Here is a 21460-nt window from a genome sequence, read left to right as displayed (position 1 = left end):
GCACGGCCGAACTTCACTGACCGGTTTTGTCAGGGAAGCGGTCGTATGATGTTAACAAAGGATTGACCCATCACCAAACCCAACATGCTTAGGAGGACTTTTTATGAAAAAATTCGATCATTCCGGCTCCCAAACCGGATATGTATTCATTCACGGCGCCGGATTAAACGGCGGTATTTGGAAACAGGTTATGCATCGGCTTCCGGTTCCCTGTTTGTCTATCGATTTTCCTTTTCGCCAAGCCGAAGATGCCATTAGGCAAAAGATGTCGCTTCATGACTACATCGCGGACATCAACAACCAGATCGATCGCTGGGGCGTGGAGCGCTTTATCCTCGTCGCGCATTCGCTCGGCGGCGTTCCCGCATTGCGGATTGCCGCGGACCGCCGGGAGCAGGTGGCCGGTTTGGCGGCGGTTGGTGCGGTCATCCCTGCGGACGGCGGTTCCTTTCTTTCCGTATTCCCGCCGGCCCAACGCATCCTCATGGCGGCGTTAATGCGCACGTTCGGAACGAGGCCGCCGGAGCAGGCGATTCGCAAAAGCCTGTGCAGCGGCCTGTCGCCGGAACAGGCTGGGGAGATCGCAAAGCATTTCACGCCTGAGCCCCTTCGCATCTATACCGATAAAATAAATGCTCATTGGCCTGCCGGAATTCCCTCGCTATACGTTAGACTTGAGCAGGATCGGGAACTCCCGGCGAAGCTGCAGGAACGGATGATCCAGAACCTTGACGGCTGCATGACTGCGGCTATAAACTCGGGGCATTTGCCCATGCTGAGCCATCCCGACGAGCTGTCCGCGATTCTTCTCCGGTTTCTCGACGGGCTCCCCGCGTCGTGAAATCATCCGGCGGCTCCGAAGCCATCGTGTCAAGGCGCCGGTTCCAAATGCGAAGGTTCCATGATGCGCGCTGTACTGCCGTCAGGCGAGAGGAGCTTCATGGAGCCGAGCGGTTTTTTTCTTCATTAAAATTGCGGCCGCTCCGGCGTTCCCCAAACGCTTTTTGCATCGCAAACGCTCGATCAGACTCTCTTAAGCATCCAACTCCGCAACTGGAGCTTATTTCTGGTCAGGCCAAACAAAAAGAGAACGTCCCCAAAAGACCTTCTCCAGCACATTCCCTTTTCCATTGATGGTATCGGTTGACCTGCGGACGGCGCGCCGACCCGCCGCCAACATTCAGACCCTTAGCGAGCCGCGGAACCCTCTTGCGGCATAGTAGGATTCTGCCCCGTTGTGGTACACGAAGACCGTGTCGTAGCGACGGTCGCAAAAGAGGGCCCCGCCGAGTTTTCTAATCCTTTCGGGGGTTAGCACCCAGCTCGACGTCTTCATATCGAAATCGCCCAGCTGCTGCAGTTCCCGGTATTGCTCTTCCGTTAACAGCTCAATGCCCATGGCAGCGGCCATGTCGACAGCACTGTTTTTCGGTTTATGTTCTTTCCTGGACTCCAGCGCTTCCCGGTCGTAACAAACGCTTCTCCTGCCTTTCGGGCTTTCGGTCGAACAATCGTAAAAAATGTATTCGCCCGTCTTGCTGTCATAACCCACAACATCCGGCTCTCCGCCGGTTGCTTCCATTTCATGGAGCGGCCACAGTTTTTCCGGATTTGCTTCGAGTTTTGCTTGTACGTCTGCCCATTCAAGACCCGTATGGCGGCTCATGTTTTTTTCGAAACGGGCTTTTAATGTTTTGAGCAGTCCTTCGCGTTGCTCCGGCGATAACTCGATCTTGGTCATGTTCGTTCCTCCCTTCGCTTGATTTTCCGTATCTTGATTTCAGCTACCCAGCCAATTGCTCCAATAGAAAAGACGTATACTTAAGCAACTGCTGGTTCTTTCAGCATTTTGAAATACAAGCTGCGCAAAAAATGCTTCGTGTTGGCCCGCAAGGTCTCGTTCTCCGTCATGCTGCCGGCCAAAGGGGCACGGGCAATCTTGCTTATCCAGTCAGCAATATCATCGTCCGCCACGGCGTTGCGCATCAATATGACCGTTGCCGCGTTGGCAAAGCGCTCGTCTTCATCGTTCATGTACAGGTAGCTGCCGATGCAAACCTTATTTCGGATCGCTTCCAGCATCCTCAGCAAATCCGAGCCCGTCATCGGCTCCAATCCCGCAAGCGATTCGAAGCCGTCCGCGGCATGCGCCGCCGCATGAGCCCAGCCTCTCCCCTCCACGTAACCTCTCAAATCCGCCTCCAAATCCAGGTACTGAATGAGCTTTGTATTCATGGCTTGCAATTCATCTTTCTGCAAAAAAGGGGTCTGTTTATGCATATACACCGCTACGGGGAGAATAAGCGCCGAAAAAGACCGGGTAAATACCGAATCCGTCCCCTTTTCCCCGATCCTGAAAAAAAAGATGATCCTTATCCATTGCGGAAACCAAAAGCCTGCGCATAGCTGCAGGCGAAATGTTCCGCTGCTTCGTCCAGCGGCAAATCGTACTGTAGATCAAATCGTCCCTAAGTTCTGGATCGGTGCTGCCGATATGCTTTAACATGTCCGGAAGCAGCTGCTCCGGGTGCAGATCATCCCCGCTTCCTTTCCGCCCAGCCCGCAAATGCAGCAATGTCGTTTTTAACTTGGCTTCTTCCTCGTTCATGTTCACTCCTCCCTCGCTTATCCGCTATACGAATAGTGTAACCGATTTGTCCCTCGCATTTCAGGGGGATTTCATCGCAAAAAAAACAAACCGGGCATCCCCTTGAATATCATAAAAAATACCTAAAAAGACCCGCGAATCGCCGCGGGCCTTTGATTGCATCCGATTATGAAACGACCGCCTTCCCTTCTTCCGCCAAAACCGGACCGCGCTCCCACACCACGCTTGGAATTTCCCGCTTGAGCACGGGCAGCACGTCTTCGGCAAAACGCTGCAGCTGCTCCTCCTGCTCCGATTCGGCCAGTCCGTCGACGCTGATGCTCAGCACCTGATGACCAAACGCTTCGTGGTAATTCAACACCTTCTCGATGACCCGCTCCGGGCTGCCGATCAAAGCCGGTCCGTTATCGATCATGTCCTCCAGGCTGACGAAAGGCGATTGGTTATGCTTCGAGGATTCGGTCGCGCTGAATGCATTGTAGTACGGCCGATAACGGCGGATCGCCTCCTCCGTCGTCGCTGCGAGATACAGGCTGCCCGATCCGGCACCGACGACGGCGCGCGCCGGATCATGCCCGTAATGGGCAAGCCGCTCGCGGTAATGGTCGATCAGCGCTTTGTATTTGGCTTGCGGATGGAACGAATTCGAGGAGAAAATCGGTTCCCCGAACTGTGCCGCCAGCTCCGTCGAAAGCGTGCTGGACGCGCTGCCGTGCCATACCGGTATCGCCTTCTGATAAGGCCTGGGGTATGTCGTCACCTGCTCCAAGGGCGGGCGGTATTTGCCTTCCCACGATACGTTTTCCTCCGACCATAATCGTTTCAGCAGCCGGTAACGCTCCGCCATCGATTCCCACTGCTCCTCTTCCGTAATGCCGAAAAGCGGATAATGCCGCGGGTCGTTGCCCTTTCCGATAATCATCTCCAGCCGGCCTCCGGACAGATGGTCCAGCGTCGCATAATCCTCGGCGACCCGGACCGGATCCAGCACGCTCAGCACCGTCACCGTAGTCAGCAGGCGGATGCGGGCCGTTTGGGCCGCAATGGCGGTCAGAACGACAGGGGGGGATGAGGATAGGAACGGCGCGCCGTGCCGCTCGCCGACGCCGTAAGCGTCAAATCCGAGCTTTTCCGCGAGGACGGCCTGGCGAATGACGTTCCGGAACTTTTGCTGCGCCGTCCAGGTTTCGCCGGTAACGGCATTGGGGATGTTCATCATCAAGCTGAATAATGCGACCTTCATGAGATCCCTGCCCCCTTAAGGCCGGAACACTTCTGGCCGTATCCCCAAACGGCATAAAAACCCGGCGCCGTCATACCGCCTGCCCCTGCTCGGTCCGATTCGGAGCAGAGGCATAATGCCCAAGCTCGTCGATCAGGTCGCCGATGGCCGCATCCAACCGTTCCCGCAGCTGTTCGGTCAGCTCGTATCCCCCGTGTTCGGTGCGGCTGACCCACCCGTCGACGGCGAATACGCCGCCCAGGATATTCGTGCCACCAAGCGCGGCCACGACCGGCTTCAGCGCATAATCGACGGCCAGCAGATGCGCGATCGTCCCGCCGATAAATAGCGGCAGTACGATTTTGCCCTGGAAGCCCTTTTGCGGCACAAGGTCCAAAACGGTCTTCAGCGCCCCCGAATAGGAAGCTTTAAACACCGGGCTGGCAATGATCACGGCGTCTGCCTCGTCGACGGAGGAAAGCGCCTCTTGAATGGCGGGACTGTTGAAATTTGCCCTTAGCAGCTCTTCGGCCGGAAGGTCCGCGGCGGAGATCAAATCGACGTCATACCCCGCCCGGGCCAACCGGTCCGTAGCATGTTGAATCAAACCGAATAACCGGGATCCGTTTGATGGACTGCCTGCAATCACAGCGATTTTAGTCATCTTCATCCTCCTTAGGTTGAACTATTGCGTCCGTCACTCTTCGCTTGATAGGGTTGCCGCGGTTCAGGAACGGACGGCTTCCGCTCTGGCTTTCGTATACCGGTTCTCCGGCACCGCAAGCCCGAGATTTCCCCTAAGCGTGTCGCTTTCGTATTCCGTTCTGAACAATCCGCGTTCCCGCAGGATCGGCACCACCTGATCCACGAAATCCTCCAGCCCGCGCGGCACGGCGGCCGTGATCATGAATCCGTCCGCTGCTCCGGCCTCGAACCATTCCTGAATCCGATCGGCCACCTGCTCCGCGGTTCCGATGAAGTTTCCGCGCGGCGTTGCGGATTGGAGCGCCACCTGCCGGAGCGTAAGCCCTTTTTCCTTGGCGTTCCGTTTGATTTTGTCCGTGCCGCTCTGAAAGCTGTTTTTGCCGAGATCCCCAAGCTCCGGAAACGGCTCATCCAGCGGATATTGCGAAAAGTCATGATGCTCGAAAAACCGCCCCAAATAGTCGAGCGCATTTTCGATAGTCACGAGGCTCGCCACCTCCTGATATTTGCGCTCCGCCTCTTCCTCCGTGCGGCCGATGATCGGTCCGATGCCGGGAAAAATCAGCACGTCGTCCGGGTTCCGGCCGAAAGCCGCGGCGCGGGCTTTGACGTCCTGCGCAAACCGCAGCGCTTCCTCCAAATTTTCGGCTCCCGCAAATATCGCGTCCGCTTCCTTCGCGGCATAGTTTTTTCCGACCTCCGATGCACCGGCTTGGAAGATAACCGGGCCCCCCTGCTTGGAACGGGCGATATTCAGAGGCCCTTTGACGGAGAAAAACTCCCCTTGATGGTTCAGCTCATGCATTTTGTCCCGGTCGAAAAATACGCCCGTCTCCTTGTTCCGAACGAACGCGTCGTCTTCCCACGAATCCCACAGGCCGCGCGTCACTTCGAGAAATTCCGTGGCGATCCGGTAACGCTTGTCGTGATCCGGATGTTCTTTTTTGCCGTAATTGAGGGCAGACCCTTCCAGCGGAGAGGTGACCACGTTCCAGCCGGCGCGCCCGCCGCTGATGACGTCGAGGGAACCGAACTGGCGGGCCACCGTAAACGGTTCGCTGTACGAAGTGGACAAGGTGCCGACAAGCCCGATGTTCGTGCTGACGGCCGCAAGCGCGCTCAGGAGGGTGATCGGCTCGAAGCGGTTCAGGAAGTGCGGAATCGATTTTTCGGTAATGTATAAGCCGTCCGCGATAAAAATCAGGTCCAGCTTGCCCTCTTCCGCCTTGCGGACCCAGCTTTTGTACAGTTCGAAATTGACGCTTGCGGCCGGGTCGACGTCCGGATGCCTCCAAAGCGAAGTTCCTCCGCCGACGCCGTGCAGGAGAGCTCCCAGCTTCAACTGTTTTTGCTTTGCCATGATTATTCCTCCCTTTTGAAAATCCCCTGAAACGGGTCCTCCAACCAAAGCCCTTCCTTATGCCTTTTCCAATGCAAGGGCAGCGGCCTGCCGAATCCGCTCGATCTGGCCGAGATGGCCTTGAACATGACGGACGAAGCCGCGAATGATCGCCTTGATGCTGACGCTCTCCCCTTTAAAGTTGACCCCGGTCTTTTCCAGCTCTTCTTCGCTCAACCGTCCGATCAGCAAAGCGTTGTACTCCAAAATCGCGTGAAAGGCATCCAAAATGTCGGACAGCCGCCCTTCGTTCGAATGTTGGCCGCTCACCCAGGCATCCTGGTCGAACGCCGGCAGCCTTGCCGCCGTCCCCGCCAAAATGTCCCGGATCCGGAACGAAATCACGAAGCTGTGATCGACGAGATGCGAGGCCACCTCCTGCACGCTCCAGATTTGCGGCGCGGGCTTCCATTTCGCCTGCTCCTCGTTCAGTCCGGCCACCGCTTCGGCCAGCTGCCCATGGGTGTCCAAAAAAGCATCCAAATCCACTTCGCTCATGTTTCATTCTCCTCCTTGTGCAAAGCTTGGCGCAGGCGCTGCCTGCCCCGAAAAACGCGAAAGCGCAAACGGGCCCAGATCATACGGCGGTTCCTCGTCCATGACGAGCTTCGAACAAAGTTCGCCGACGACGCTCGAAAATTTGAAGCCGTGCCCGGAAAACCCCCCGGCGACGACAATATGCGGGTAATGAGGGTGCCTGTCGATGATGAACCCTTCGTCCGGCGAAAGCTCGTATTTGCATGCGGCGCCTTGGATCAGGCGCCCGGACGCGCCGGGCATATATGTCCCGAGGGCGGCGCGCAAATCCACTTCGTCTTCCGGAAAACTTCCGAAGGGCAAGAAGGGTTCACCCGGCTTCCACTCCCTTCCAGCGTCATGCCGCCCGATTTTCAGCCCGGCCCCGCCGATATCCGGAAAGCCGTAAAACCCGCCTTCCTCCGTATGCAGCGTAAATCCCGGAAATCTCCCAACCTTGTAATCCGGACCTGCGGTTTCGAACCAGCCGACCGTCTTGCGGACCGCCCTCACCGGGATGGAAATGAACGGTGCCAGCGTTCCGAACCATGCCCCTGCGGTCAAAATCGCCGCGGCTCCGTGAAATTTGCCGTTTCGGGTATGGACCACGACGCTGCCTCTCCGGGCCGTAATGCCGGTAACGGCCGAATGCGTCAGCAGCTCGGCTCCGTAGGCCAACGCCAACCTTTTGTAGGCGTCGACGCATGCTTCGCTGCGGAGGTACCCGGCCGCCGGCTCAAACATCGCTTCGAAATGATCCGGAATCGCCAAACCCGGCCAGCGCCTGCGAACTTCGTCCGCATTCAGCTTGACGGCGGTAACGTCGTGTTTCGCGGCTTCCGCCAGGCGGCCATGAAAATTATGAAGCTTCGGGTCCGCCATATTGAGGACGCCGGACTGCACCAGAAGCTGGGTTTCCGCCTGATCCTCAAGCTCGTTCCACAGCCGGTGGGCATGAACGGCCAGTTCCGTGTAAACGGGGTGGCCTCCGTAAGCATGGCGGATCAACCGGGGTTCCCCATGATGGCTCCCTTCCCGGTGCGGCGGGTCGAAGGCATCGATCAGCAGCGTCCGCACGCCCCGCCTGGCCAGATGATAACCGGCGCTCATGCCCATGGAGCCCGCTCCGACGATGATGACGTCATAGCTTTGGATCATGGTTATCTCCGCTCACCTCCGGCGGCTCGGAGCTGCGCCAATGCGCGTTCGGCCAATTCGGCAAAAAAACGGATGCTGACCGGAAGCGCCGCTTCGTCGAGCGTAAACGCCGGATGATGCCACTCCTGCGTACCCGCCGTCCCCATGAACACGAACAATCCCGGAACCTTCCGCTGATAGACGGCAAAATCTTCGCCTGCCGGCGACGGCGCGGGGACCACGGCGCGAAGCCCGGCGGCGGCCGCCGCCTCCCGGCCGAGTTCCGCCAGCGCCTCGTCGTTGTTCACCGGCGGCGGCCCCTCGATCCAGCGCACGCCGGCGCTGGCGCCGAGAGCGGCCGTCACGCCTTCGACCACCTGGCTGAAGCGCTCCAGCACCCGTTCGCGTACCGTCTCGTCGAACGTCCGGATCGTTCCTTCCAGCACCGCCCGGTCCGGGATCACGTTCCAGGACGCTCCGCTATGGAGCTGGGTCACGCTGATCACCGCGCTCTGCAGGGCGCTCACGTTCCGGCTGACGACGGACTGCAGCGCCGTAATGACATGGGCGGCCGTGACGATCGGATCGAGCCCGGCCTCCGGAACGGCCGCGTGCGAGCCCTTCCCTTCGATTTCGACGGCAAAGCCGTCCGCGGCGGCCATGAGCGGCCCGCCTTTGATGCCGACGGTTCCGACCGGCAAATCCGGCTTGTTGTGCATGCCGAAGATGGCCTGCACCCCTTCGAGCGCCCCGGCGTCGATCACCTGCTTGGCTCCCTTGGCTTTTTCCTCGGCCGGCTGAAAAATGAGCCTGACCGTTCCCTCCAGCTCGTTTTCCTTTTCTTTCAGGGCATACGCCGTTCCGATCAACGCGGCGGTATGGAAATCATGCCCGCAGGCATGCATTTTCCCGGGGATTTTGGAGGCAAAAGGCAGCCCCGTCTCCTCCTGGACCGGCAGCGCGTCGATGTCCGCGCGCAGCGCTATCACGGGTCCGGGCTTCCGGCCACCGACTTCGGCCACGACGCCTGTCGCCAAGGGGTAATCCAGGATGCGGATCTCCGCTTCCTCAAGCCATGCCCGGATCGACTTCGTCGTTTCGAACTCCTCGTTCGACAGCTCCGGATATTGGTGCAAACGCCGGCGTATGTTTATGAATTTGTCATAACCGGTTTCGGCCACCGGCTCCAGTTGATGTCCCGTCATCATTTCCACCTCCTGTAAAATGAAGGCCGGCAGCCATCGCCAAATGCAGGCCATGCCCGACCCGAATTTTTATACCTCCGCAACCGCCCCGTTCAAGGCCTCGGCCAGCAGTTCGAAGGAACGGAGACGTTTCTCGAACGGAGCGATGTTGCTTGTCACGATGATTTCATCCACGCCGAACGACCGCTGCAGCGCCTCTAGCTTCGCTCTTACGGAGGCCTTCGTCCCTTTGGTGATCAACGGCTCCTGCTCCTCGATCGTATACGGCTCGCCGGCCTGCCGGCCGAATTCCTCCGCTTGCTCGCGGGTGCCGAGCGTCAGCGTTTTGCCGCTGGACAGATGGATCTTCACCAGCTTCTGGGAGGCGACCAGGCTCTCCGCTTCCTCCTCCGTATCGGCTACGACCACCGCAAGCGCTATAATCGCCTGCGGCCGGGTTCCGCGTTCGGCGTTAAAGCCCTCCCGGTATTTCCGGATCGCTTCGAGCGCCACGTTTTCATCCCCGTTGATAAACAAGGAGAACACATACGGCAGTCCAAGGCCGGCCGCGATTTCCGCGCTGCCGACGCTGGCGCCCAGCACATAAATTTCAGCGGGCCGCTCCGCCAGCGGGACGGCTTTCAGCCCGGCCAAAGGATGGTCCGGGGCCAGGCGGTTATGCACATAGCCGTCCAATTCGGCGATTTTGTCCGTCAAGGAGGCGGCATCGGCATTTCCGCGCTGCAGCGCCTGCGTGCTGCGGGGCAAGCCGCCCGGCGCGCGACCGATGCCAAGATCGACGCGCCCCGGCGCCAGGGAGGCGAGCACGTTGAAGTTTTCGGCCACCTTGTACGGGCTGTAATGCTGCAGCATGACGCCGCCCGAGCCGATGCGGATGCGATTCGTCTTGGCCAGCAGATAGGAGATCAGCACCTCCGGGGAGGAGCCTGCCAGCTGCTCGGAATCATGGTGCTCCGACACCCAGAAACGACGGAATCCAAGCCGCTCCGATTCCTGCGCCAGCAGCACCGTGCGCGCCAGGGCTTCGGCTCCCGTTTCCCCCGGGTAAATCGGGCTTTGATCGAGAACGCTTATCGTAATCGCCATAGTTTTGTCCTCCTAAATGCTATAGTTAAGTTCCGGCGTGATCCGCTGCAGAAATTGCTTCGTCCGCTCCTCGCGGGGATGGTTGAAAATCTCCGACGGCTTGCCTTCCTCGACGATGACGCCCCCGTCCATAAACACCACGTGATTCGCCACGTCCCGGGCAAACCCCATCTCGTGCGTGACGACGATCATCGTGATGCCTTCCTTCGCGATTTTCCGGATGACGGCCAGCACCTCGCCGACCAGCTCCGGATCCAGCGCCGACGTCGGTTCGTCGAACAGGATGACTTCGGGTTCGAGCGCCAGCGCCCGGGCAATCCCGACCCGCTGCTGCTGTCCGCCGGAAAGCTGGCTCGGGTAAGCATCCAGCTTGCCGCCAAGCCCTACCTTTTCCAGCACCGCGATGCTGCGGGCTTTCGCTTCTTCTTTCGGCAGCTTTTTCACGACGACAAGGCCTTCCATCACGTTTTCAAGCGCCGTTTTATGTTTGAACAGATTGTATTGCTGAAACACCATCGCCGATTTTTGGCGGAGCCGGTAGACGTCCTTTTTGCCTGCACGTTTGCAGTCCAAGGTGTAATCCCCGACCGTGATCACGCCGTCGTTCGGCTTTTCCAGCATGTTCACGCAGCGCAGGAGCGTCGTTTTCCCCGAACCGCTGGGGCCCAGAATCACGACCACCTCGCCTTTTTGCACGGTCAGGTCGATGCCCTTCAAGACTTGCTGGCGCCCGAAGGACTTGGTGATACGGGTCAGCTTGATCATGCCACTCCCCCCCGATTGTACATATTGATTCGTTTCTCGATGACCGCGGTCAGCCGTTCGATCAAGAGCGTCAGCCCCCAAAAAATGACGGCCGCGGCCAAATAGGCTTCGAAAAACTTCCAGTTGGTCGACGCCACGATCTGCGCCTTCGCGTTGATTTCCACCACGGATACGGCAAAAGCAAGCGTGGAGCCGTGCAGCATGCCGATGACGGAATTGGACAGGTTCGGCAGGCTTGCGCCCAATGCCTGCGGGAAAACGATCCGCCGCAGCGCCTGCGGCGTCGTCATCCCGATCGAATAGGCCGCTTCCAGCTGGCCCCGGTTCACCGCGAGCAGCCCCGCTCGGATCACTTCCGACATATACGCCCCCGCCGTTATGGAAAAGGAGATGAAAGCAAAACCGATCATCGGGATCGAGGACGGTTGGAACTTCCATCCGAACTGGGCGGACACGGCGCCAAGCAGCATCGGCAGCCCGAAATAAATGAGCAGCAAATGCGTAAGCATCGGGGTGCCGCGGATAAAGGTCACGTAACCGGATGCGATCTGCCCCAGGACGGGGACTTTGTAGATCCGAAGCAGCGCTGCGATCAGGCCGATGATAAACCCGCACGAAACGGATACGGCCGTAATCGCCAGCGTCGTGGGAATCGACGGCAGCAGCTGGGTAAAAGCAGTCCAGATAAAAGAAGGATCGATTTTCATGCTTCCGCTCCTCCTTTGCCTGAACCGATGCCCGCGATCAGCCGCCGGTAACCGCGTTTTCTTTGCAGCCGGAACCGTCTTTGCCCCGCAGGATCGGGCAGCTCATGCCGCAGCAAACGGCGCTCCGCGATCCGCAGCAGCTTCTCCAGCGTCAGGCTGACGGCCAGATAAATCAGCGATAGCGAGATGTAGGCTTCGACGAAATGCTGCGTCAGCGCCCCCAGCGTGTCTGCTTTGCCCGTCATTTCCATCACGCCCAGCGTGAATGCGAGCGACGTGTCCTTGAGCAGCGCGATCACAAGGTTCGAGAACACCGGAACCGCAATCGCAAGCGCCTGGGGCAGCACGATCCGGCTGAACGCCTGATACCCCTTCATCCCAATGGCATACGCCGCTTCCACCTGTCCCCGGTCCACCGCCGTCACCGAAGCCCGAATCGTCTCCGACATGAATGCGCTGGTATGAAGGCCGTAAGTCAAAATGACGAATACGAGCACCGGAGCTTTGGACATGTCGATCTGAACCAGCTTTAGGATCTCGGGAAGGCCGTAATAAAACAGGAACAGCTGGATCAAGATCGGGGTCCCGCGGAAAAAGGAGACGTAGACCCTGGCTAGCCCGTTCAACACCGGAATCCGATACAGACGGGGAAGGGCGATGAGAAAAGAGACGACGATCCCTACCAGAAGCGAACCTGCCACGATCAGCAGCGTCATGCCCAGCGTCGACAGCAGCTTTGGAAAATAGCTGAAAATATACGTGTAATCAAACGGCGCTCCCATGAGCTTCCTCCTTCCTGCCTCTCGGCCAATGTTTAGCCCCGCTTACGGCTTGGAATCGGCGGTAAAGTCGTCGCCCAGCCACTGCTTGCTGAGTTTGCCCAGCGTGCCGTCCGTCTTCAATGCCTTGATGGCGCCGTCGATGTCGTCCGCCAGCTTCTGCGCCTCCGGATCGTTTTTGCGGAAAACGAACAGGATATCCGCATCGGACAAGTCCTCGCCGGTCGTTTTCAGCTTGCCCTGCGGATCGATCAGCGGCAGCGAGAAATCGGCGCCGATCGTGGCTTCGACGCGTCCGCCTGTGATCTGGCTTACCGAATCCTGCGCCGCCCCGCTTTGATACACGATGTTGATCGCGTTGTTGTTTTTCTTGTTGTAGTTCTCCAAAATTTGCGCTGCGGCGCTTGTCGCTCCGGTCAGCACCTTTTTGCCTTTCAAATCGTCCAGCGAATGGATGGAATCATTGTCTTTGGCCACGATGATTTTGTTCCGCCAGTGGGCGTAAGGCTCTTTGTTGAACAGATATTTTTGTTCGCGTTCCGGATTTTTTTCCATCTCGTGCGCGACAAAATCGATTTTTTTCGTCTCCAGGCTGAGGAGGAGATTGGCGAACTCCTGGGTCTGCAGCTCGAATTCGTATTGCGGCAGCCGCTTGTCGATTTCCCGGACCAGTTCGACGTCAAAGCCGGTCAGCTTGCCGTTTTCGTCGATAAAGCATACCTTCGGAAAATTCGTCCCGGTGCCGACCACGATTTTTTTGACGTCTCCCGAAGATGCCGCGGCGGTGCCTTCCTTCGACGAGTCCGCCGTTTTGCCGGCACCCGTTCCGCATCCGGCCATCACCCCCGCAAGCAGCAGCAAAGCGGCCCATGTCCATGTTTTTCGCATGATCTCATCCCCTTTTATCATCCAATTTAATAAATTCCAATCTGTTTAGTATGAATTGGTTGACATTAACTTTACCGCGATTCGCCGCACGCGTCTAATAGAGTTTTTCTATTCTTGGATGCAAATCCTTAATCCGGCGGGAACCCGCCCCATTCCAGAAGCGCTTCCGCGATTTCCGTATGCTCGCCGGTCAACGTGATGAGGTTCGTTTGCAGGGCGATTCCGGCCGTTTCGGTAATGTCGACGGGGACGAGCAGCCCGGCTTTGACTTCCTGCTGCACGCATAATCCGGGAAGGAAGCAGATTCCGGCTCCGCGCAGCACCAGTTTTTTGGCGGTCTCCGAATTGTCGACCTGATAGACGATGCCCGGGGGCTGCTCCAGGCTTTCGAACACGCGGTGGATTCGCATCCAATCGAGGGAGCCGCACTCGAAGAAGATCAGCTTTTCGTGCCGGATGTCCCGGATCGACGCCCTTTCGGCCATCGCCAGCGGGTGGCCCTGATAAACGTACAAACGGATCGGATCTTCGAAAAAAGAGTAGGTCTGAAAGGCGGGATTCATCAGCTTGCGCACGAAAGCCAAATCGAGCTCGCCGGAAGCCAGTTTGCCGGCAAGTTCATCCGTCGCGGCGGTCGTTATTTTGAATTTGATATCCGCAAACCTTTCGCTCAGCCGCGTGAGCAGGTAAGGCATCAAATAATTGGACACCGACACGGTGCACCCGATCCGCAGTTCATTGGGCATGACCCGTTTGGAGTGGAGTTGATGTTTGCCTTTTTGGTACGTCTGAAGAATTTGCTGGGCATAGGGAAGGAACTGCTTGCCTTTGTCCGTCAGATGAATCTGTTTGCCGAAGCGGTCGAAAAGCTTGCAATCCAGCTCCCGCTCCAGCGACTGGATCCGGGCGGTGACGGTCGGCTGGGACAAAAAGAGCACATCCGCCGCCTTGTTGAAGCTGCCGTAGTGATTGATGTACACAAAGGCTTCGAGATTTTCGATATTCAAGAGACATCCACCTCCTATGGATTATAAATTAAATACTTATTATTCATATAAAATTACATGGTTTTAACTCGGCGCAGTTTCCATAAATTATTTTTATCTTAGGGAGTTGGAATTTTATTGTCAATCCCAAAAGAGGCAGAAAATCCCTTCAAGCTGTCCGGCATCGCATGACAAATCGCGGATGACCGCTTTCGTTCGGGCTCCTGCTCCTCAGACCGTAGGATTGATTTTTTTAATAAGGGAATCAATATTTATAATTCCATATAGGTTTACTTGGTTTTAAACGTTATACTGGATATCAAATTCGAAGAAAGCGAGAAAAGGAGTGAATCCGATGACTGCAGCAACCGAAATCGTCATCCGCGACGCGGAGGAATTCGAGCAGGAGAACATCGCGCAGGTTATGCTCGAAGCTTACCAGCAATATGCCTTCGATCTTCCCCAGTCCCGCTGGGAGGAATACCGGGATTCCATCCGCAACTCCGTCTACGGAAACGGTCCATATGCCCGGCTCGTGGCCGTGCTCGACGGCGTAATCGTCGGCAGCGTCCAATTGTTCTTATCCTCGGAGGCAGCCTACGGCAGACCCGAATTGGGCATCCACGCGCCGATCATCCGGCTGTTGGCCGTTTCGCCCGCATACCGCGGACGCGGCATCGCCACGCTCCTGATCCGGGAGGCCGCGCGCAGAGCGGTGTTGCTCGGCGCTTCGACCTTGCATTTGCACACCTCCGACATGATGGCTTCCGCCGTCCAGCTGTACGAACGACTGGGCTTCGAACGGGCTTATGAAACGGACATGCGGAACGGGGAGACGCTTGTGAAGGGGTATCGGCTTGACTTGCCTTCGACGCCGCTGCTGGATCGGGTGGTATAGGAAAAAGAAAAAAGGAGGTGCCCGCCCAGGTTGTGGCGGGATCTCCTTTAAAAATTCCATATCCATCCGGAGGCTCTGCAGGAGCGCATCAAGGTGCGGTCACATCCGATTATAGCCCGCTCCCCTTAAGCTGTCGCTCGAGCCAATCATAAGCCATCCGGCCGCTGATTTCATGACCTCCGTCAAAGAAATCCGCTGCCAGCCGATCCTTCGCGCCCGCAGCTTCGTAAATTTCTTCCAAGGCGGCATATGCCTTCACCGCGCCTTCCCGCGGAAACACCCGGTCTTCGCTTCCCGTTTCCAGCAACAGGGCCCTCGGCGCAATCAGGCCGATCACGTCGGCCATCCGCGCCTCCGGCATGATCCCCGGGACATAGTTGTCGATGCAGTGGCTGCGGCTTAAAATGCTGTCTTCGAACGTATTGGCGTAACCGCTGACGACCGCCGCGCCGATCCGTTCGTCGAGCGCCGACGCAAACGAGGCGACCAGCCCCCCGCCGGATATGCCCATGCACCCGATCCGATCCGCAACCGCCTCCGTTCGGGTCTGCGCGTAATCGACCGCCCGCATCGTTTCATAGACGCGATAGCCGGCCAGCGTGCGGCCCGCCATCAGCAAATGAAGGGCCAGGAGGTGGCAGGAGCTTTTTTTCGGATCGCCGTCCAGATCCTCCGCCAGCCTGCGGTCGCCGAAGCCGAGAAGCTCCGGGGCGGCCACGACGAATCCGCGCCTTACAAGGTCCAGCGCAAAATCCTTGTGCAGCCCCGGCTCCCCGCTCCGCTCCGTTCCGTCCGGCTCCAAACCGACGATTTCCCGGCTGCCGTACCCGTGGCCGTGCAAAGCCACGATGACGGGCCGCGGCTTGGCATGCGCATCCAAGGGAAGCAGGACGTAGATCGGCATCCGCAAGCCCTCGCAAGTCGTGATTTCGACCCGCTCCCGGATATGGTCGCCGAACGCCGTCCGTTCCAGAACGACCGGATCAAGCGCCGCTGCGCGTTCGGGAAACCCGCCCAACAGGGACGCAACCCGCTCCTTCAACGCCTTCCTCCAGCTTGGCCAATCGGTCCCCGGGCGAAACGCACGCTCCGCCCCCTTCGCGGCCAGCTGCTTCAAATACGAATCCGGGCACCATCTTCCAGCTTCCTTTTTTCCGGCGGCAACCTCCGTCATGTCATTTCCCGGCATCATCAGCTTCAGCACCTTTCCGAATCCTACTGTTTTTGCAGCCTCTCACTCGCAGGTGTGGAATCCATCGAAGCATCGTTCTCGCGCAAGGCTTTTGTCGGGAAGATTGTATCAAAAGCCTTTTGCCGGATCAATGACGATCTTGGGCATGAACCTCTCTCTTTTCCACAGGCGAATCTACCATGCTGCAAAGCGGACAATAGATTCAGCCTTCCGCCGCAGTCCCAAACGCACAAAAAAGCCCGATTCCCCTGCCTCGGGGTCCCTCGGGCTTTTTCGCTTCATTCCGTCAGCCTTCCTGCAAACGCTCCACTTTCACGGTTTGCGTGTTGGTCGGCCGGGATCCGACCTGCACCGTCGCCATGCCGTTTTGCTCATCGACGTTTTCGATCCAGACCGGTTGTCCTTCCAGCTTCACTTCGAACGTATGCTCCTTGTCGGTGTAAATTTCCATGGCGCGTTTAACGTCCATCGTCATCATCCTTTCGGTATATGTTTTCGCTAATAATCGTTTTGGAATTACGCATCCTCGTCGGAACGCGCTTCGGGAACCATCGCATCCGTCGTGCTGTCGCCGATATACCCGTTATCCGCCGTAATATTGCCGCCGCCGAGGCCTTCATTCACCATGCGGTCGATGTCGAACATATGGGTTTCATGGGTCACGACCGGATCTTTGGAGGTCATCTTTTCCCAATCCACGTCATTGCCGCTTTGCGTATAACTGGCCGACTCCAGCTTGCGGGACTCTTCGTCGTATCTTTCGGTCGCCGCGGAAGCGTTCAGCTTCGCTTCATCCTGATGTTCACGCATTTTTTCGCTGCCTCCTGAAACATAAAATGATCTCGCGCTCCCCTTACTATGCCCTTTTCATGAAAAACCATGTCATTTGGGGCAAAACTTCTCCCTTTCTTTCAACCCGGATGTCATAGATTCGGCGAAACATACCCATACTATAAAGAACGAGCAAATGCTGCAAAACGATGATCAATAAGCGAAGGAGAGGCTAAAATCATGCATACGGTTTGGAAAGGGGCCATCAGCTTCGGACTGGTTCACGTGCCCGTCAAAATGTTTTCGGCGACGGAAGACAAGGATATCTCGATGCGTTACGTGCACAAGGAATGCGGCAGCCCGCTGTCCTATGTCCGGAAATGCCCCGTCTGCGAAAAAGAAGTGCAGTGGGAGGAAATCTCCAAAGGCTACGAATACGAAAAAGGCAAATTCGTGTTGTTCGAAAAGGACGAGCTGGAGCAGATCGCCGAGCAGGCGAACAAAAGCATCGCCATTTTGGATTTTGTGGATTTGTCCGAAATCGACCCGATTTATTTTCAAAAAACGTATTACCTGGCCCCGGACCAGGCGGGCGGCAACGCGTACCAGCTGCTGAAGGAAGCGATGAGCCAAAGCGGAAAAATCGGCATCGCCAAAATATCCATCCGTTCCAAAAGCAGTTTGGCCGCCATCCGGGTGCTCGACAATTGCCTGGCGATCGAAACGATGTTTTATCCGGATGAAATCCGACCCGTCTCGCAAGTGCCGAATTTGCCCGAAAACATCACCGTCAACGAAAAGGAGCTCGGCATGGCCCAAATGCTGATCGACCAGCTGTCGACCCCTTTTGATCCGGAAAAATACACGGACGACTACCGCGCGCGTCTGCTCGAACTGATCGAACACAAGGTAACGGGCGAAGAAATCAAAATCGCGCCGGCCAAGCAGGAAACGAACGTCATCGATCTCATGGCCGCCCTGCAGGCAAGCATCGAAGCCGCCAAGCCGGCCGCCATCACTCCGACCGATCCCGGAAAGCCGAAAAAAACGGCCAAGGCCAAAACCAAAACCGCAGCCGCGGAAGACAAGCAAGCCGCAGGAGCCGAAGGGCCGAAGCCGAAACGGCGAAAAACCGCAAAGAAAAATGAAACGGTATCGTAACCGGACCAAGACGGAGGACATCAGATGAAATTTGCCCCGGTAAAACCGTTCGAGCCGATCATGACCGACGTTCTGCCTTCCGGGGACAACTGGATCGCCCAGATCAAATGGGACGGCGTGCGCATGCTCGTATACAACGACGGCGAGGAAACGGAGCTGATCAACCGCAAAGGGAACAAGCGCACGCCCCAATATCCCGAGCTGTGGGACACGTCCGTATACTGCAAAGCGGACTCCGTCATTTTGGATGGCGAAATTATCGCTTTGGCGGGCGGCGTGCCTTCGTTCCATCAGGTCATGAAAAGGGACGGGCTGCGCCAAGAGCAGCAGATCCGCGCCCGGGTACGGCAAATTCCGATCGTTTACATGGTGTTTGACATCCTGTACTGCAACGGGGAATGGGTGACGTCGAAGCCGCTTCGCGAGCGGCAAGCCCTGCTGCAGGAAATGCTCATTCCGGGTCCCCACGTTCAGCTGGTGCCAAGCTATTCCGATCTTTCCCTGCTCCACGATATTTCGCGGCAGCACCGGCTGGAAGGGATCGTGGTCAAGGACGTAAGCAGCGCCTATGCGACCCATGGCAAAGACAAGCGATGGCAGAAGCTGAAAAACATCATGGACCTGAATGCGGTCGTCGGAGGCGTCACCTACCGCGACGGCATCGTCAATGCGCTGCTGCTCGGCTTGTACGACGAGGACGGGCGGCTGATTTACATCGGACACGCGGGAACCGGCAAGCTCGGCGTCGCCGATTGGCGGAGGATTACGGAAGAAGCCGCCGGCATGGTCCAAAAGGAAAGGCCCTTTGCCAATCAGCCGGAACGCCATAAAGGAGCGGTATGGATCCGCCCCCGGTGGGTCGTGAAAGTGAATTTTTTGGAATGGACGGTCTACGGGACGCTCCGGCAGCCGAGCATTCAGGCTTTCGTCGACGTTTTGCCTGAAGAATGCAGGCTGGACCCATGAGAAACGGCCATCATCCGGTCATTCATCCCTTCGTGCCGAAAGCACCTCCATTTCCGGGCGCAGGTTCTACCGGTCTAACGAAAGAGAACGGCGGCTCCCAAAGGGACGCCCGGCGACAAATTTTCTACGGAGGTACACCGATGCCGCGAACGATTAAAGGCACCATCAACATTGAAGGCCACGACATCCCCATCACGAATCCGGACAAGCCGCTCTGGCCCGAAATGGGCGTCACCAAAGCCATTTATCTGCAAAAGCTGGCCGCGCTGGCCCCTTACCTGCTCCGTTATTGCCGAAACCGCCTGCTGACGACGATCCGTTATCCGCATGGCGTGCCCGGCGAGTTTTTTTACCAGAAAAACGCTCCCGATCCGCTGCCCGAGTTCGTCAAAACGGCCGAGCAGGACGGCATCCATTATATTGTGCTGAACGGGCTGCCCGAGCTGCTGTGGCTTGGCAACCTTGCCGCTCTGGAGTTCCATCCTTCCCTGCATTATGTCGGGAGCACCCTCCCTTGCGAATGGATGATCGATCTGGACCCGTCGCGCGAGGAAGAGCCGCGCATTATGGAAGCCGCCTCCATCGTCGGCAAAGTGCTGCACTCCCTGGGACTCGCTTCGGTGCCGAAAACCTCCGGAGCCACCGGCATCCAGATCATCGTGCCGATCAACCAGGGCATCACCTTCGACGAGCTCCGGGTGATCGGCCATTTCGTCGGCCGGTTCGTGACCGAAAAACATCCGGACCTGTTCACGCTCGAACGGCTGAAGAAAAACCGCGAGGGCAAAATTTATTTCGATTACCTGCAGCATTATCACGGCAAAACCCTCGCCGCCCCGTATACTCCCCGCGCCCGTCCCGGCGCGACCGTATCGACGCCGCTTTACTGGGAAGAGGTGGACAGCAACGTGTCGCCGCTTGATTTCCATCTGCTGAACATCGAGGAGCGGCTGAAGGAAACCGGCGACCTGATCGCCGCCCTGCCTCCGCAGCCGGTGGAGCAGGTGCTCCGCCATTTGAACGCGACAAAGCCCGGAAGATAACCTTCCGGGCTTGCTTTATGCGTTGCGCTAATGAATATCCTTTTTCTTGAACCTGCCGCCCTTAACGTCATGGATATTACCAACCGCAAGAAACGCGTCCGGGTCCCAATCCCCGACGATGGACTTGAGCTTCGCTTCCTCGAGGCGGGTGATGACGACGAAAATAACCTTTTTGCTGTCGCCCGAATAGGCCCCTTCTCCTTCGAGATACGTCACGCCGCGGCCGAGACGCTGGGTCAGCGCATCGCCAATCTCTTTGTATTTATCGCTGATGATCCATACCGATTTCGATTGGTCGATGCCTTCGTTGGTGATATCAATCACTTTAAAGGCGATGAAATACGCGATAAGCGAGTACATGGCGTTGTTCCAGCCGAACACGAACCCCGCGCTCGTCAGAATGAACACGTTGATGAACATGATGATTTCGCCGACGGAAAACGGCGTTTTCTTGTTGATGAGGATCGCCACGATTTCGCTGCCGTCCGTCGATCCCCCTGCACGGATGACCAGGCCTACGCCGGCTCCCAGGATGACCCCGCCGAAGATGGCGGCAAGCAGCGGATCGAACGTAATCGGTTTGACGGGCTCGAGAAGAGCGGTGCCGACCGACATGACGAGTACGGCTGCCAGCGTCGAGAAGGCAAAGGTTTTGCCGATTTGCTTATAACCGAGAAACAGGAAAGGAAGATTGAGTAACGTCAGAAAGATGCCAAGCGGCAAATGAAAGAGGTGAGCTAACATGATGGAGATGCCGGTAATCCCGCCATCGATGATATTGTTGTTTACGAGAAAGATTTCAAGCGCGACCGCCACCAGCCCGGCGCCGATCAGCATCACGATGATGCGCGACAAAACCTTGAGCTTGGAAGTCGGCGCGTTTAACGGTTGCTGCTTTCCATGCGGAATTTTTGCGCGTTCCGCGGTTTGGGTATTAGAAGTTCCAGCCATCGAATCCCCCCGATTCTTATCGATTTGGTGTGTTTATCAATAAAACTGAACGCTCCCCCGGCGAGTTTTTTGTGAATATTCTTCTTATATATTATATCATAGTTTTAAGCGGAGTATTAACGTTGATGGGAGTTTTTCTATCATGAGAACCATATTTTTATTTCTGGCGGCCGGGCTGGCGGAGATCGGCGGCGGCTACCTGGTGTGGCTTTGGCTCCGGGAATCCAAACCTTGGTGGTACGGGCTGGCCGGCGCGGCCGTGCTGGTCTTGTACGGCATCATCCCCACGCTTCAGCATTTTCCTTCTTTCGGGCGGGTGTATGCCGCGTACGGAGGCGTTTTTATCCTCCTTGCCCTGCTCTGGGGCTGGGGGATCGACAAAAACGTCCCGGATCTCTACGATTGGATCGGCGCGGCGCTTTGCCTGGTCGGCGTATCGATTATTCTGTGGGCTCCCCGCTCCTAAGGAGGGGCA

At 57.3% G+C, this 21460-nt stretch carries 25 protein-coding genes; 6 read left to right on the top strand and 19 right to left on the bottom strand.

What is annotated here, in order from left to right:
- Positions 1 to 103: 103 nt before the first annotated feature.
- Positions 104 to 841: an alpha/beta fold hydrolase gene (locus tag KI367_RS13525; protein WP_212950242.1), complete on the top strand. Its 738-nt coding sequence runs from the start codon at positions 104 to 106 to the stop codon at positions 839 to 841.
- Between the two features lie 339 nt (positions 842 to 1180).
- Here the strand turns inward: KI367_RS13525 and KI367_RS13520 are convergent, their stop codons facing one another.
- The 15 genes from KI367_RS13520 to KI367_RS13455 form a co-directional block, all read right to left on the bottom strand.
- The gene (locus KI367_RS13520) at positions 1181 to 1741 is read right to left on the bottom strand and encodes a DUF4256 domain-containing protein (protein WP_212950240.1); all 561 of its coding nucleotides are present in this window, start codon (positions 1739 to 1741) and stop codon (positions 1181 to 1183) included.
- A gap of 80 nt (positions 1742 to 1821) precedes the next feature.
- On the bottom strand, positions 1822 to 2301 hold the full coding sequence (locus KI367_RS13515) for a DUF2785 domain-containing protein (protein ID WP_246536902.1): 480 nt from the start codon (positions 2299 to 2301) through the stop codon (positions 1822 to 1824).
- The gene (locus KI367_RS27150; protein WP_246536898.1) at positions 2273 to 2608 is read right to left on the bottom strand and encodes a hypothetical protein; all 336 of its coding nucleotides are present in this window, start codon (positions 2606 to 2608) and stop codon (positions 2273 to 2275) included. The genes KI367_RS13515 and KI367_RS27150 overlap by 29 nt, the downstream gene beginning before the upstream one ends.
- Positions 2609 to 2774: 166 nt before the next feature.
- Positions 2775 to 3851: an LLM class flavin-dependent oxidoreductase gene (locus KI367_RS13510; RefSeq protein WP_212950238.1), complete on the bottom strand. Its 1077-nt coding sequence runs from the start codon at positions 3849 to 3851 to the stop codon at positions 2775 to 2777.
- 70 nt (positions 3852 to 3921) lie between these two features.
- On the bottom strand, positions 3922 to 4494 hold the full coding sequence (gene ssuE / locus KI367_RS13505; RefSeq protein ID WP_036709122.1) for an NADPH-dependent FMN reductase: 573 nt from the start codon (positions 4492 to 4494) through the stop codon (positions 3922 to 3924).
- Positions 4495 to 4557: 63 nt separating this feature from the next.
- Positions 4558 to 5895: an LLM class flavin-dependent oxidoreductase gene (locus KI367_RS13500; RefSeq protein WP_212950236.1), complete on the bottom strand. Its 1338-nt coding sequence runs from the start codon at positions 5893 to 5895 to the stop codon at positions 4558 to 4560.
- Between the two features lie 57 nt (positions 5896 to 5952).
- Positions 5953 to 6432 carry a DinB family protein gene (locus tag KI367_RS13495; RefSeq protein ID WP_212950234.1) on the bottom strand — a complete coding sequence of 160 codons (480 nt, stop codon included), beginning with the start codon at positions 6430 to 6432 and terminating at the stop codon, positions 5953 to 5955.
- 3 nt (positions 6433 to 6435) lie between these two features.
- Positions 6436 to 7608, bottom strand: a complete 1173-nt coding sequence (solA, locus tag KI367_RS13490; RefSeq protein ID WP_212950232.1) for an N-methyl-L-tryptophan oxidase — start codon at positions 7606 to 7608, stop codon at positions 6436 to 6438.
- 2 nt (positions 7609 to 7610) lie between these two features.
- Positions 7611 to 8792, bottom strand: a complete 1182-nt coding sequence (locus tag KI367_RS13485) for a M20 peptidase aminoacylase family protein (RefSeq protein WP_052146928.1) — start codon at positions 8790 to 8792, stop codon at positions 7611 to 7613.
- A gap of 69 nt (positions 8793 to 8861) precedes the next feature.
- The gene (locus KI367_RS13480) at positions 8862 to 9878 is read right to left on the bottom strand and encodes an LLM class flavin-dependent oxidoreductase (RefSeq protein ID WP_212950231.1); all 1017 of its coding nucleotides are present in this window, start codon (positions 9876 to 9878) and stop codon (positions 8862 to 8864) included.
- Between the two features lie 12 nt (positions 9879 to 9890).
- Entirely contained in the window at positions 9891 to 10643 is a 753-nt protein-coding gene (locus tag KI367_RS13475; protein ID WP_036709101.1) for an amino acid ABC transporter ATP-binding protein, read from the bottom strand.
- The gene (locus KI367_RS13470) at positions 10640 to 11350 is read right to left on the bottom strand and encodes an amino acid ABC transporter permease (RefSeq protein ID WP_036709098.1); all 711 of its coding nucleotides are present in this window, start codon (positions 11348 to 11350) and stop codon (positions 10640 to 10642) included. Before KI367_RS13470 ends, KI367_RS13475 begins: the two co-directional genes overlap by 4 nt.
- Positions 11347 to 12132: an amino acid ABC transporter permease gene (locus KI367_RS13465; RefSeq protein ID WP_212950229.1), complete on the bottom strand. Its 786-nt coding sequence runs from the start codon at positions 12130 to 12132 to the stop codon at positions 11347 to 11349. Before KI367_RS13465 ends, KI367_RS13470 begins: the two co-directional genes overlap by 4 nt.
- A 42-nt stretch (positions 12133 to 12174) precedes the next feature.
- Positions 12175 to 13017 carry a transporter substrate-binding domain-containing protein gene (locus KI367_RS13460; protein WP_212950227.1) on the bottom strand — a complete coding sequence of 281 codons (843 nt, stop codon included), beginning with the start codon at positions 13015 to 13017 and terminating at the stop codon, positions 12175 to 12177.
- 128 nt (positions 13018 to 13145) lie between these two features.
- On the bottom strand, positions 13146 to 14024 hold the full coding sequence (locus KI367_RS13455) for a LysR family transcriptional regulator (RefSeq protein WP_212950225.1): 879 nt from the start codon (positions 14022 to 14024) through the stop codon (positions 13146 to 13148).
- A gap of 334 nt (positions 14025 to 14358) precedes the next feature.
- Between KI367_RS13455 and KI367_RS13450 the strand changes: the two genes are divergently transcribed.
- Positions 14359 to 14901 carry a GNAT family N-acetyltransferase gene (locus KI367_RS13450; RefSeq protein ID WP_212950223.1) on the top strand — a complete coding sequence of 181 codons (543 nt, stop codon included), beginning with the start codon at positions 14359 to 14361 and terminating at the stop codon, positions 14899 to 14901.
- Positions 14902 to 15010: 109 nt separating this feature from the next.
- Here the strand turns inward: KI367_RS13450 and KI367_RS13445 are convergent, their stop codons facing one another.
- From KI367_RS13445 to KI367_RS13435, 3 genes are all read right to left on the bottom strand, one after another.
- A complete protein-coding gene (locus KI367_RS13445) occupies positions 15011 to 16105 on the bottom strand; it encodes an alpha/beta hydrolase family protein (protein ID WP_246536892.1) in 1095 nt (364 codons plus the stop codon).
- 274 nt (positions 16106 to 16379) lie between these two features.
- On the bottom strand, positions 16380 to 16562 hold the full coding sequence (locus KI367_RS13440) for an H-type small acid-soluble spore protein (RefSeq protein WP_036709089.1): 183 nt from the start codon (positions 16560 to 16562) through the stop codon (positions 16380 to 16382).
- Between the two features lie 47 nt (positions 16563 to 16609).
- Positions 16610 to 16903, bottom strand: a complete 294-nt coding sequence (locus KI367_RS13435; protein ID WP_036709085.1) for a hypothetical protein — start codon at positions 16901 to 16903, stop codon at positions 16610 to 16612.
- A 201-nt stretch (positions 16904 to 17104) separates the two neighbouring features.
- On the opposite strand from KI367_RS13435, the gene ku reads away from it, so the two are divergent.
- From ku to ligD, 3 genes are all read left to right on the top strand, one after another.
- Positions 17105 to 18025, top strand: coding sequence for a non-homologous end joining protein Ku (ku, locus tag KI367_RS13430; RefSeq protein WP_036709083.1), 921 nt, complete (start codon positions 17105 to 17107; stop codon positions 18023 to 18025).
- A 24-nt stretch (positions 18026 to 18049) separates the two neighbouring features.
- Positions 18050 to 18991 (top strand): ATP-dependent DNA ligase, encoded by a 942-nt coding sequence (locus tag KI367_RS13425; RefSeq protein ID WP_036709078.1) that lies wholly within the window; start codon positions 18050 to 18052, stop codon positions 18989 to 18991.
- 140 nt (positions 18992 to 19131) lie between these two features.
- Positions 19132 to 20034 carry a non-homologous end-joining DNA ligase gene (ligD, locus tag KI367_RS13420; RefSeq protein ID WP_212950222.1) on the top strand — a complete coding sequence of 301 codons (903 nt, stop codon included), beginning with the start codon at positions 19132 to 19134 and terminating at the stop codon, positions 20032 to 20034.
- Between the two features lie 27 nt (positions 20035 to 20061).
- On the opposite strand, the gene KI367_RS13415 is transcribed toward ligD, so the two are convergent.
- Positions 20062 to 20985: a YitT family protein gene (locus KI367_RS13415; protein ID WP_081992286.1), complete on the bottom strand. Its 924-nt coding sequence runs from the start codon at positions 20983 to 20985 to the stop codon at positions 20062 to 20064.
- 142 nt (positions 20986 to 21127) lie between these two features.
- Between KI367_RS13415 and KI367_RS13410 the strand changes: the two genes are divergently transcribed.
- Positions 21128 to 21451: a YnfA family protein gene (locus KI367_RS13410; protein WP_373316231.1), complete on the top strand. Its 324-nt coding sequence runs from the start codon at positions 21128 to 21130 to the stop codon at positions 21449 to 21451.
- Positions 21452 to 21460 lie beyond the last annotated feature (9 nt).

It is taken from the genome of Paenibacillus cookii (assembly GCF_018333375.1).
GTDB lineage: Bacteria > Bacillota > Bacilli > Paenibacillales > Paenibacillaceae > Paenibacillus_AQ > Paenibacillus_AQ cookii.
The sequence above is the reverse complement of the archived record's forward strand: the minus strand, read 5'-3'. Positions and strand labels throughout refer to the sequence as shown.

Coding starts and splice junctions, on each gene's coding strand:
- KI367_RS13525 (WP_212950242.1), top strand. CDS start 104: ATGAAAAAATTCGATCATTCCGGCTCCCAAACCGGATATGTATTCATT.
- KI367_RS13520 (WP_212950240.1), bottom strand. CDS start 1,741: ATGACCAAGATCGAGTTATCGCCGGAGCAACGCGAAGGACTGCTCAAA.
- KI367_RS27150 (WP_246536898.1), bottom strand. CDS start 2,608: ATGAACGAGGAAGAAGCCAAGTTAAAAACGACATTGCTGCATTTGCGG.
- KI367_RS13510 (WP_212950238.1), bottom strand. CDS start 3,851: ATGAAGGTCGCATTATTCAGCTTGATGATGAACATCCCCAATGCCGTT.
- ssuE (WP_036709122.1), bottom strand. CDS start 4,494: ATGACTAAAATCGCTGTGATTGCAGGCAGTCCATCAAACGGATCCCGG.
- KI367_RS13500 (WP_212950236.1), bottom strand. CDS start 5,895: ATGGCAAAGCAAAAACAGTTGAAGCTGGGAGCTCTCCTGCACGGCGTC.
- KI367_RS13495 (WP_212950234.1), bottom strand. CDS start 6,432: ATGAGCGAAGTGGATTTGGATGCTTTTTTGGACACCCATGGGCAGCTG.
- solA (WP_212950232.1), bottom strand. CDS start 7,608: ATGATCCAAAGCTATGACGTCATCATCGTCGGAGCGGGCTCCATGGGC.
- KI367_RS13485 (WP_052146928.1), bottom strand. CDS start 8,792: ATGACGGGACATCAACTGGAGCCGGTGGCCGAAACCGGTTATGACAAA.
- KI367_RS13480 (WP_212950231.1), bottom strand. CDS start 9,878: ATGGCGATTACGATAAGCGTTCTCGATCAAAGCCCGATTTACCCGGGG.
- KI367_RS13475 (WP_036709101.1), bottom strand. CDS start 10,643: ATGATCAAGCTGACCCGTATCACCAAGTCCTTCGGGCGCCAGCAAGTC.
- KI367_RS13470 (WP_036709098.1), bottom strand. CDS start 11,350: ATGAAAATCGATCCTTCTTTTATCTGGACTGCTTTTACCCAGCTGCTG.
- KI367_RS13465 (WP_212950229.1), bottom strand. CDS start 12,132: ATGGGAGCGCCGTTTGATTACACGTATATTTTCAGCTATTTTCCAAAG.
- KI367_RS13460 (WP_212950227.1), bottom strand. CDS start 13,017: ATGCGAAAAACATGGACATGGGCCGCTTTGCTGCTGCTTGCGGGGGTG.
- KI367_RS13450 (WP_212950223.1), top strand. CDS start 14,359: ATGACTGCAGCAACCGAAATCGTCATCCGCGACGCGGAGGAATTCGAG.
- KI367_RS13440 (WP_036709089.1), bottom strand. CDS start 16,562: ATGGACGTTAAACGCGCCATGGAAATTTACACCGACAAGGAGCATACG.
- KI367_RS13435 (WP_036709085.1), bottom strand. CDS start 16,903: ATGCGTGAACATCAGGATGAAGCGAAGCTGAACGCTTCCGCGGCGACC.
- ku (WP_036709083.1), top strand. CDS start 17,105: ATGCATACGGTTTGGAAAGGGGCCATCAGCTTCGGACTGGTTCACGTG.
- KI367_RS13425 (WP_036709078.1), top strand. CDS start 18,050: ATGAAATTTGCCCCGGTAAAACCGTTCGAGCCGATCATGACCGACGTT.
- ligD (WP_212950222.1), top strand. CDS start 19,132: ATGCCGCGAACGATTAAAGGCACCATCAACATTGAAGGCCACGACATC.
- KI367_RS13415 (WP_081992286.1), bottom strand. CDS start 20,985: ATGGCTGGAACTTCTAATACCCAAACCGCGGAACGCGCAAAAATTCCG.
- KI367_RS13410 (WP_373316231.1), top strand. CDS start 21,128: ATGAGAACCATATTTTTATTTCTGGCGGCCGGGCTGGCGGAGATCGGC.